The organism is Arsenophonus sp. ENCA (assembly GCF_002287155.1).
In the GTDB taxonomy this organism is placed as follows: Bacteria; Pseudomonadota; Gammaproteobacteria; order Enterobacterales; family Enterobacteriaceae; genus Arsenophonus; species Arsenophonus nilaparvatae.
Genome location: NZ_NHNG01000722.1, coordinates 1 through 11,692, shown reverse-complemented (window position 1 = coordinate 11,692; position 11,692 = coordinate 1). Strand labels below are relative to the sequence as shown.

Annotated in this window: 8 protein-coding genes and 1 pseudogene; 5 read left to right on the top strand and 4 right to left on the bottom strand. The window is 39.2% G+C overall.

Annotated elements, in window-relative coordinates:
- From CBG25_RS18830 to CBG25_RS18815, 4 genes and pseudogenes are all read left to right on the top strand, one after another.
- On the top strand, positions 1–353 hold a 353-nt coding region (locus CBG25_RS18830; protein WP_290603898.1), incomplete at its 5' end, for a transposase family protein.
- Positions 354–532: 179 nt separating this feature from the next.
- A complete protein-coding gene (locus tag CBG25_RS18825; RefSeq protein ID WP_290608582.1) occupies positions 533–937 on the top strand; it encodes an IS30 family transposase in 405 nt (134 codons plus the stop codon).
- A gap of 546 nt (positions 938–1,483) precedes the next feature.
- Positions 1,484–2,037: pseudogene (locus tag CBG25_RS18820) on the top strand (YcbK family protein).
- A 51-nt stretch (positions 2,038–2,088) separates the two neighbouring features.
- Positions 2,089–2,721, top strand: a complete 633-nt coding sequence (locus tag CBG25_RS18815) for an MBL fold metallo-hydrolase (RefSeq protein ID WP_290608580.1) — start codon at positions 2,089–2,091, stop codon at positions 2,719–2,721.
- 101 nt (positions 2,722–2,822) lie between these two features.
- Here the strand turns inward: CBG25_RS18815 and CBG25_RS18810 are convergent, their stop codons facing one another.
- From CBG25_RS18810 to pncB, 4 genes are all read right to left on the bottom strand, one after another.
- Positions 2,823–4,013 carry an amino acid aminotransferase gene (locus CBG25_RS18810; RefSeq protein WP_290608578.1) on the bottom strand — a complete coding sequence of 397 codons (1,191 nt, stop codon included), beginning with the start codon at positions 4,011–4,013 and terminating at the stop codon, positions 2,823–2,825.
- A gap of 246 nt (positions 4,014–4,259) precedes the next feature.
- Positions 4,260–5,384, bottom strand: coding sequence for a porin (locus CBG25_RS18805; protein ID WP_290608576.1), 1,125 nt, complete (start codon positions 5,382–5,384; stop codon positions 4,260–4,262).
- Between the two features lie 306 nt (positions 5,385–5,690).
- Complete coding sequence (gene asnS / locus CBG25_RS18800) at positions 5,691–7,091, bottom strand: asparagine--tRNA ligase (RefSeq protein WP_290608575.1); 1,401 nt, start codon at positions 7,089–7,091, stop codon at positions 5,691–5,693.
- Between the two features lie 192 nt (positions 7,092–7,283).
- Positions 7,284–8,513, bottom strand: coding sequence for a nicotinate phosphoribosyltransferase (gene pncB / locus CBG25_RS18795; RefSeq protein ID WP_290608573.1), 1,230 nt, complete (start codon positions 8,511–8,513; stop codon positions 7,284–7,286).
- A 337-nt stretch (positions 8,514–8,850) separates the two neighbouring features.
- Here pncB and pepN point away from each other — a divergent pair, with 337 nt between their 5' ends.
- Positions 8,851–11,472, top strand: a complete 2,622-nt coding sequence (gene pepN, locus CBG25_RS18790; RefSeq protein ID WP_290608572.1) for an aminopeptidase N — start codon at positions 8,851–8,853, stop codon at positions 11,470–11,472.
- The last annotated feature ends 220 nt before the right edge of the window (positions 11,473–11,692 follow it).

The following is an 11,692-nucleotide window of genomic DNA, read 5'->3' as shown; positions in this document are numbered from 1 at the left end:
TGAGCAAAAATGGGCGCCGTCACGATAAACGCTTACTCGATAAAGTCGATATAATTCGCCATATTCCTCCTGAGGTAACCATCTGGGCAGATACCGGTTTTCAAGGTATAGATAAACAGCATCCTAATACACAAATCCCAAAAAAAGGAACTCGAAAAAGACCTTTATCGCCTGAACAAAAACAAGAAAATAAAATAATCTCGGGCATCCGTATTACAGTTGAACACGCCATCGCGGGTATCAAGCGCCTCGGTTGCATGACCCAAATTTTACGGAATCGTAGACCCTTTATTGATGATACCTTCTTACTCCTTAGCGCAGGTCTTTGGAATTTCCATCTCAGAACAGCGTAAAATTTACTTCAATCACCGAAACACCCTTATTTCACTATTAAGCAACACGCTTACTGCTTACTTGCAAGAATATTTTATAGATATCTTTAATGCATTGATAACCGGACAAAATATGAACATCCTGATTTTTTCTTGTTTTTAAATTTATACTTCTTTTTTAGAGACTGCGAAACTCGTGACTGACTCTAGCGGATAAAGCTACCAAGCAGATTATTATCCGCAAGTTACCGAATAAACGCGCTGATACTGTTGTAGATGCTTTCCGTGACATTGTAGCAAATACCTTCTGTGACTTTAAAACTTTGACGGCCGATAACGGTTCTGAGTTCTCCATGCATAAACAGATAACTGAGATCACCGGTGCTAATGTCTTCTTTACCAGGCCTTATCACTCATGGGAGCGTGGTTTAAATGAACACAGTAACGGACTTATCCGCCGTTTTTACCCAAAAGGAACGGACTTCAACTCAGTCACGGACAACGAGATTGCAGAACTTGAGCACATACTTAATACTCGGGGACGAAAATCGTTGGGCTATTTTTCTCCAAATGAAGTATTTTTAGCTCATCTAATGGCTGCATAACGTTTTATGGGTTTGTTGCGTTTCGACTGGGAATGGGCCGTTGATAACAAAAATGTTGCCAATTTTCGGGATGATATTTATGGTTATGACAGTGTCATTTATGGGGCGAAGAATTATTTAAATGAAATTAGAGCCACTTTTAATTAATGGATAAAAATAATATAAAAGGGGCAAAAGCCTCTTTTATATTAAATTTCAATCACGTGTTATTTTCTAACTTACTTAGTATAAATGCATAAATATCGTTTTTAGTGATAAATTATGCCTTTTGCAAAATAACTGACTAAACCCAGGTGGTAACAAAATTTTGACGGATAATGGGTTATTTTGTGCGTGACAGGTATAAATATTGAGCTATTTGATACACTTATTGTAACAATAGATTATAATAATGTTATATTTAATTATAATTAGCATGTATTAAATGTGATATTATATAAGGTTACATTTATGTTTTTTACATAATTATACAAAAGTAGTGGAATAAATTCGGTATAATTATTGTATATGTTGGTTATTTTTTACTTTTATTTGAGTTAAGTGGCTATGGACAATATTGATCAAAATCGACGAAAATGGTTAGGTTATGGCGCGATAACATTGGGTTTTAGCTTATTACCTAGGCATGCCTTTGCGGCATTAACAACCCCGCGACCCAAAATTCTTCGCTTTGAAAACCTTCATACCGGTGAGTTTCTTAAGACTGAGTTTTTTGATGGTCGTCGTTATAATAACGCTGAATTGACCCGCTTGAATCATTTATTCCGTGATCATCGTAATAATAAAATTAAAATTATTGATCCGAAATTATTTGATCAGATTTATTTGTTGCAAGTACTAATGGGAACCAATAAACCTGTTCAACTAGTTTCTGGCTATCGCTCAGTCGAAACCAATAATGCACTTCGACGTAAAAGTAAAAGTAGTGGGGTTGCTAAAAACAGCTATCACACCCATGGCCGAGCAATGGATTTTCATATCCAAGGGTCGAACTTAACCATATTCGCAAAGCAGCATTAAAAATGCGAGCAGGCGGAGTAGGCTATTATCCTAATAGTAATTTTGTCCATATTGATACAGGACCGGTCAGAAAATGGTAAGCTATTAGATTATTAAATAAATTTTTATTTAAATAATGGACTTACTACCATATGAAATTTGATATTATTCCTGTAACCGATTTTAAGCAGAATTGTACGCTAATTTGGGATGAAAAGAGCTTGGATGCCGTTATTGTTGATCCGGGTGGTGAAGTAGCAAAATTAATTGCAGAAATTACAAAGCGTTCATTAAATTTACAGTATATCTTATTAACCCATGGTCATTTTGATCATGTTGGTGGCTGTGCTGAGTTAGCAGCGCATTTCTCGGTGCCAATTTATGGTCCGCAAAAAGAAGATGAGTTTTTGATCAACGGATTGGCAATTCAAAGCCAAATGTTTGGTGTTGCGCAATGTCCGGACTTTACGCCAGATCGCTACTTGCAAGAGGGTGATGAAATTACTTTTGCTGACATTAAACTGGCTGTTCTACATTGCCCAGGCCATACGCCTGGACATATTATCTTTGTTAATCATGCAGATAATCTAATTTCTATGGGAGATGTACTTTTCCAGGGTGGCGTTGGCCGCACTGATTTCCCTAAAGGTGATCATGCAACATTAATCCACTCAATTAAAACAAAAATTTTGCCCCTTGGTGAGGATTATCAATTTATTCCTGGTCATGGGCCAATGTCTAATTTGGCGGCCGAACGGCAATTTAATCCCTTCTTACAAGGCTAGTTTTATTCAGTTACCACAATTTCGCCGTTAGGCTTTTAATAATAAAAACCGATTAGGGTATTGGCCTAATCGGTAACTGTCTGAATTAAAAGTCTATTTCTTTATAATACGTCAATGATAGCTTTGCATAAAGGAACCATATTTTCTAACGTTAAGCCAGCGACGTTAATACGACCTGAACTAATTGCATAGATAGCATGTTTTTCACGTAGCTGAGTTACTTGTTCTTCATTAAGACCACTAAAAGAGAACATACCGTTTTGTTTACTAATAAAACTAAAATCTTGCTTAACGCCTTTTTCTTGTAATGTATTCACAAATAGCTGTCGCATACGTTGGATGCGCTGCCGCATGGTTGTCAGCTCTTCGATCCACTCTTTCTTTAGAAATTCATCGGATAAAATCGTGGTAACAATGGCTGCACCGTGTGCTGGGGGATTAGAATAGTTTGCTCGGATAATCGATTTTATTTGACTAAACGCTCGCTCTGCTTGTTCACTATTATTAGTAACAATTGTACAGGCACCGACTCGTTCATTATATAAACCAAAATTTTTCGAGTAGGAACTGGCAATAATGATTTCAGGGTTTTTGTTGGTAAAAATACGTAAACCTTGCGCATCTTCGTCCAGGCCTTTAGCAAAACCTTGGTAGGCAAAATCAAAAACTGGTAATAAGTTTTTTTCAGCTGCCAGAGTAGATAAAATTTCCCATTGTTCTGGTGTTGGGTCGATACCGGTCGGGTTATGACAGCAACCATGTAGCAATAATACATCACCTGGTTTTGCATCTTCTAAGCTACTTAACATGCCAGCAAAATCCAGATTATGCTTTTCAGCATCATAGTAATTGTAATGACAACATGTCAGGCCAGCCGCTTTAAATACATTCTGGTGATTTAGCCAGGTTGGTTGGCTGATCCAGACGCGTTGGGCAGAGGTTTGTTTAGCAATAAATTCAGCAGCAATACGCAATGCACCGGTGCCGCCTGGCGCCTGTGAAGTGCGGGCACGATTTTCGGCAATAATTGGATGGTTGTTGCCAAACAGTAAGGTTTGAGTAACGGTGGCAAATTCGGCTATCCCGCTGATAGCAAGATAATTTTTAGTCACTTCGTTGTCTAACAGATATTTTTCTGCTTTTTTGACGGAAGAAAGAATGCGGGTTTTCCCTGACTCATCCTTGTAAACACCAATACCTAAATTGATTTTTTGTTTACGCGGATCAGCATTAAAACTCTCTGCTAAACCTAAAATAGGATCCGCAGGAGCAGCAATAATATTTTCCAACATATTTATAATTCCAATGACTCAATTGTGATTTGGTAATCGAGGGATCTCAGGTTAACGCGATGAAAATGATTTGCCAACACTCTGCGGTAAAAATAAGGCAAACTTGTGATATTAGATTCGGTTGATATTGTTTTGCCGGTAACAATATTTTACCAATTAACATAAATTGATAAAAAAACAGCGCTAAATCGCTGTTTTTCGAATTTACGTTTTCATTTTTACTGTTAAATCACCGCTAAGCGATAATTAGAACTGGTAAACTAAACCTAAACCAACCAGGTTGTCTCTGCCAATACCATATTTATCAGCAAAACCATTGTTGCCATCGATTAGGTTAATTTTGTAATCAACAACTGCAGTCAGGTTTTTGTTGAAATAGTAGAAAGCACCTAGAGAAATGTATTTCACTAAATCTTGCTTCTTCGAGTAGGCAGGATCAGTTAAATCTTTACCTTTAGAGTGCACATAAGCGATAGATGGTTTCAGACCGATTTCGTCGAACAGATACTGACCAACCAATTCAAAGTTTTCAGTTTTGTTAGCGACGCGCGTCATGTCGTTACCGTTTACTGTTCTACCAAAACGGGTCATATTAAAGGTTTCGCCGTACATCGCTGCCAGATACAGGTTGTTGGCATCATATTTGATACCGGCGTTCCAGGCTTCTGCACCATTACCACCAGCACCGCTTGCAGTTTTTTGCGTATCAGTCAGACCACGATTAGATTTGGCATAACCAGCACCCAATGCAACGCCCCAGCCGATATCGTAGTTAGCAGATAAACCGAAGCCATCACCGTTATTTTTCAGGTAATCTGAGCTGCCTGATTTATTACTCGAAGTATTTTTGCCTTGATACTGTAAGGCGAAGTTCAAGCCATCGACCAGACCAAAGAAATCAGTACTACGGTAAGTTAACAGGTTACGGTTACGGCCAGTCAAGTAGCTGTCAGCCTGAGACATAGAGTCTGCACCATAAAGAGGCAGAACGCCAGTCCAAGCGTTGACATCATACAGAACGCCATAGTTGCGACCATAGTCGAATGAACCAAAGTCAGCAATTTTCAAACCGGCATAAGCTAGACGGTTTGTGTTTTCGTTCTCAGCTTCACTTCTGTTGGTTTTAGTTTCCCATTCGAAACGACCAAAACCAGTTAGCTGATCAGAGATTTGAGTATCACCTTTTATACCAAGACTAACACGCGAATCATCGCCTTCATCGCCACCACTGCTTTTGCCAAAGAAGTGACGAACGTCAACTTTACCGTATAGATCTAGCTTGTTGCCGTCTTTATTATAGATTTCAGCTGCGTTTGCTGTACCAGCTAACAACGCCGGGATAACTATTGCAAGAATATTGCGCTTCATCATTATTATTACCCTCATTGGTGTTATTCGGACACCTGCCACTGCCAAAAATAAATTCCCAACCATTGGGAACTATCTTTAAGAGTTTAGTGTCGTCTCGTTTCTGCGTCCAGTGTTCCATTGGTAAATATTTTTATCTACCCTGAAAATGATATAAAAATACAATATTTGTAACAAAAGTAAACAATGTGTTTCAAAATATAAATAAAAGGGAACTTTTTGCTATTTATCATAATTAAAAATAAAAAGGCCAGCGATATACTGGCCAGTTATCATTATAATATTTATTCGTTTTTTAAGATTAAATATTTAAAAACTTGCGTTACGTGGAGTACGAGGAAATGGAATGGTTTCGCGAATATTTTGTACGCCAGTGACATAAGCGACCAGGCGTTCAAATCCGAGTCCAAATCCGGCGTGGGGCACGGTACCATAACAGCGCAAATCGCGATACCAGCTGTAATCTTGTTGGTTAAGTCCCATTTCTTCCATCCGGGCATCCAATTTATTCAATCGCTCTTCACGCTGAGAGCCACCAATAATTTCGCCAATACCTGGCGCTAATACATCCATGGCAGCAACAGTTTTATTGTCATCATTCAGACGCATATAAAAAGCTTTGATATCTTTTGGGTAATTTTTGACCACTACGGGTGCTTTGAAATGTTGCTCAGCTAAATAACGTTCATGCTCAGAAGAGAGATCAATACCCCAAACCACTGGATTTTCGAAGGATTGACCCGACTGTTCTAACACTTTAATAGCATCGCTATAGTCAACTTGAGCAAAATCCGAAGCAACAAATTTTTCCAACCGGTTGATGACGTCTTTATCGATCCGTTCGGCAAAGAAGGTTAAGTCATCATTGCGTTCTTGCAAAACCGCTTTGAAGACATATTTTAACATTTTTTCTGCCAGGCTGGCGATATCGTCCAAATTGGCAAAAGCGACTTCAGGCTCAACCATCCAGAATTCAGCCAAATGGCGGCTGGTGTTAGAGTTTTCTGCGCGAAACGTTGGGCCAAAGGTATAAATTGTGCTTAATGCACAGGCATAAGCTTCGCCATTTAGCTGACCGGATACGGTTAGAAATGCTTCCCGACCAAAAAAGTCTTTATCAAAATTAATATCCCCTTTTTCTGTACGCGGAATATTCTGTAAATCTAATGTTGAGACGCGGAACATTTCACCGGCACCTTCGGTATCGGAGGCGGTGATAATGGGAGTTGAGATCCAAAGATAGCCTTCTTCATGAAAGAAACGATGAATAGCTTGGGCTAGCGTATTGCGAACACGGGCAACGGCGCCGATAAGATTGGTGCGTGGACGCAGATGTGCTACTTCACGTAAATATTCGACACTATGACGCTTGGCAGCCATTGGATAGCTATCAGGATTTTCCACCATACCGACCACAACAACCTGAGTGGCAGATAATTCAAAATTTTGCCCTTGACCTTCTGATGATTTCACGATCCCGGTTACTTCAACCGAGCAACCGGTGGTCAGATGTAAAACTTCGGTTTCATAATTATCTAGTTCATTATTTACAATAGCCTGTAATGGATTAAAGCAGGAACCGTCATAGACGGCGAGGAACGAGAAACCGGCTTTTGAATCTCTCCTTGTACGTACCCAGCCACGAACGGTTACTTCTTCGCCTACCGCTACACGGCCTTGTAGTACTTCGACTACAGGCGCTATGTTCATAAAATACTCTCTTTTGATATTTAGTAGTTTAAAGTTGGTCCCGATTGGGGAAGGCCTTATGTTACTTGTCCTCGCGTAAGAAACAAGTAAAAATAGCAAGTTTAAAATGGGAATAACCAGATGAAAAGGCCTTTGTAATAAGAATTTAATTTATCCTGCTGCAACAATCGATAAAATAACTTGCCATAATAGTCAGTTAGGTTTGTTATCAATCCGCTTCGTTGTACTTGGAATATCAAAAGCTTTCTTTAGGCGAACGATAAATTCATCGTCATCACAGATGGTTTTTCCTAGGCTATCAGACAATTTAGCGACGGGTTTACCATTACATTCAACCAATTTAATCACAATATTAAGCGGTTTAACCTGAGGAATATTGCAGGTTAAACGGGTTCCAATACCAAAAATAAGATTGATACGTTTATAAAAATGTTTATAAAGGATCAATGCTTTTTGTAAATCAAGGTTATCTGAAAAAACCAGCGTTTTACTCATCGGATCGATAGCCAGCTTTTTATAATGACTAATTGCTTTTTCACCCCATTCTAACGGATCACCCGAGTCATGCCGTAATCCTTGATAACGATTGGCAAAGGTGATATCGAAGTCGCGCAGGAAAGCATCCATCGTAATACAGTCTGTTAGTGCAATACCTAATTGATTGGGATACTCATCCAGCCAACTTTGCAGCGCCACGCGCTGGCTATTAGCGAGATCAGCACTAATTTGCTGGTGAGCTTGAAACCACTCATGGGCTTGGGTGCCAACAGGTTTAAGCTGGAGTTGTTGGGCCAGCTTATAATTACTTGTACCGGTAAAATATGGGAAATGGTTTTTGAGCTCATTGACAATAGCGTATTGCACCGCATGAGAAAAACGTCGGCGAGTACCAAAATCCATTAATTTGAAATTAGCTAAATCAATATTTTGTGTTTTTGCGTCTTGATAAAAATGCTTAATCAATTTATGTAACTGTTCAATGGCATCTTCGGTTGTTACATTGGGCGAGCGATCGCGGTGAACCAGTTCACTGATTAAGGCTAATAGAGGTACTTCCCAAAGAATAACCTCACGCCATGGACCACTAATTCTTAGCGCTAACTGATTTTCTTGTGTGGTATAAACATTAACCTGCGTCGGATTAAAGCGAAAATTCTTTAACCAATCGAGATAATCAGTTTTAAAAAAAGGCAGTCCACGCAGATAGCGGTATTCAGTTGGCGTTAATGCAATATTTGCCATTAAATCTATTTGTTGGCGTACAGCCTGAGCATAGTTACCAAGTCGTTCATCACTACGGCAACGAAATTCTGCTACAACCGATACTTGGTTATAGTGATGAAAGACGGCTTGTTGCATATGCAGTTTATAAGCATCAGTATCTAGCAGTGATGTAATGATAGGTGGTGCATCTAAATTCATAATGCGTTAGCTATCCTCGCGGAAGCATTACTCTCGACTTAAAGATAAAATATGCCAGAGTATACCTGTTGATGCTGGTAAGAGTGAAGGCCGTTCCATATATATTTCTGGCGTAGTTATAAAAAATTCTAATCATCTATTTGATATTATCAAATTATTTTTATATCGGCAGAGTTTTTTGCGGCAATAAATAACATGTTAATAAAAGACCAAACGGATTGAATATTAATCATAGGTATGATTTATGATCAAAAGAAAGGGGTTTTAAGATATCATTATAGCCAAATAATTGACCATATTGAAACATAACAATAATTGATACAGGTAAAAATTTACTATGACGCAACAGCGACAAGAGAAATATCGTCAGGATTACCAGGCGCCTGATTACACCATTACCGATATTGAATTGGATTTTGTGCTTGATCCTGCAACCACCATTGTCACTGCCATTAGCCGAGTAAAACGATTAAATTCACAGGCTAATGTGTTAATACTCGATGGCGAAAACCTGATTTTGCACACTATTCATATTGATGATAAACCGTGGACAGCCTATCGTGAAGAGGCAGGAAAACTGATTATTGAATCAGTGCCTGATACTTTTGTTCTTAAGGTAGTTAATGAAATAAATCCGCTAAAAAATACTGCATTAGAAGGGCTTTATGTGTCAGCTGATGTTCTTTGCACTCAGTGTGAGGCAGAAGGTTTCCGTCATATTACCTATTATTTAGATAGGCCAGATGTATTAGCACGTTTTACAACTTGTATTACCGCCGATAAATCGCGCTATCCTTATTTGCTCTCCAATGGTAATCAGATTGACAAAGGAGAAACAAACGATGGCCGTCATTGGGTAAAATGGCAAGATCCTTTCCCTAAGCCAAGTTATCTTTTCGCCCTGGTAGCAGGTGATTTTGATGTTCTTTATGATAATTATGTTAGCCAAAGTGGCCGTAATGTAACGTTAGCACTTTTTGTCGATAAGGGTAACCTTGATCGGGCTGACTGGGCAATGGTCTCTTTGAAAAATGCCATGCGTTGGGATGAGACACGTTTTGGCTACGAATATGATTTAGATATCTATATGATAGTGGCCGTTGATTTCTTTAATATGGGAGCGATGGAAAATAAAGGACTCAATATTTTCAATGCCAAATATGTGTTGGCCAAAACAGAAACGGCAACGGATAAGGATTATCTGAATATTGAAGCGGTGATTGGTCATGAATATTTTCATAATTGGACAGGTAATCGTATTACTTGCCGAGATTGGTTTCAATTAAGCCTGAAGGAAGGATTAACCGTTTTTCGCGATCAAGAATTTAGTTCTGATTTGGGTTCTCGTTCGGTAAATCGGATTGAAAATGTCAGGCTGATGCGCGCGCATCAATTTGCAGAAGATGCCAGTCCGATGGCGCATCCTATTCGTCCGGAAAAAGTAATAGAAATGAATAACTTCTACACTTTGACCGTTTATGAAAAAGGGGCGGAAGTTATTCGGATGTTGCACACGCTGTTAGGCGAAGAACAGTTTCAGGCGGGTATGAAACTCTATACCGCCCGCCATGATGGTAGTGCTGCAACCTGTGATGATTTCGTGCAAGCGATGCAAGATGCCTCTAATATTGATTTGACCCTCTTTCGTCGTTGGTATAGCCAATCGGGTACACCTTTAGTGACGGTCAGAGATGAATATTTAGCGGAAAAACAGCAATATTTATTACATATTAGTCAAATCACAGTACCAACGGCAGATCAAGCAGAAAAATCACCATTACATATACCGCTAGATATTGAGCTGTATGATACGCAAGGTAATGTAATTCCATTACAGCATAATGGCCGTGCTGTGCATTCCGTGCTTAATGTGGTTAAGGCCGAGCAAACTTTTGTTTTTGATCAGGTTAATTCGCCGCCAATACCTTCATTACTGCGTGAATTTTCCGCGCCGGTGAAATTGGATTATTCATACACTGATGAGCAATTAGCATTATTGATGCAATATGCCAGTAATGATTTTGCTCGTTGGGATGCTGCGCAATCACTACTATCAATTTATATTAAAGAGAATGTCGTACGCCAACAGCAGCGGGAAGATTTAATATTGCCGCAGCATATTATTGACGCATTCAAATCTGTTTTACTTGATGAAGCCTGTGATCCGGCTTTAAAAGCGCAACTATTTACTTTACCTTCAGAAAATGAAGTCGCTGAGTGGTTTGCTATCATCGATCCGATAGCTATCCATAATGTTATTAACTTTATTATCCAAAAATTTGCCACTGAAATGGCGGCTGAATTTGTTGCCGTTTATCATGCCAATAAAATGACTAAGTATCGAATCTATCATGGGGATATTGCCAAACGGTCTTTGCGGAATAGATGCTTATTTTATCTGGCTTTTGGCCATGATAAGCAACAAGCGGATAAGTATGTCACCGAGCAATATTATCAGGCTAATAATATGACTGACACGATGGCGGCTTTGAGTGCTGCGGTGGCGGCCCAATTACCGAGTTGTCAACAGCTGATGGCAGAGTTTGAACAGCGTTGGCGTCATGATGGTTTGATAATGGATAAATGGTTTATGCTGCAAGCCACCAGTCCAGCTAAAAATGTTTTGTCAACAGTACGTACTTTATTTACTCATCCGACATTTAGTATGGAGAATCCCAATCGAGTACGTGCCCTAATTGGAACTTTTGTTGCACAGAATCCGACAGCGTTTCATGCTGAGGATGGTACTGGCTATCAGTTTTTAGTGGAAATGTTAATTATTTTAAATAGTAGCAATCCGCAGGTTGCTTCTCGTTTGATCGAGCCGTTGATTCGTCTAAGACGCTATGATGAAACACGTCAAAATCTGATGTATCAGGCGTTAACACAGTTAAAACAGTTAGATAATCTTTCCGCCGATCTATTTGAAAAAATTACTAAGGCGTTGAAAAACCAATAGCATTTTATTTACGCCTAGGAATTTCAACGCCTAGGAATTTCAAAGATCCTGAGGCCGTATGAAATAGGGATCACAGTCGGTAAGATTTGCTGTTTTTTTCAGCACAAGAGGGAGTGAGATCATTATTTGTTGGCTAATCGACTGATTTTTGAACGAATTTGCTGAATTCAGGCAGATCTTCCCTGCATTACATCACGTAACGCATTCGCGCTATTTCCAC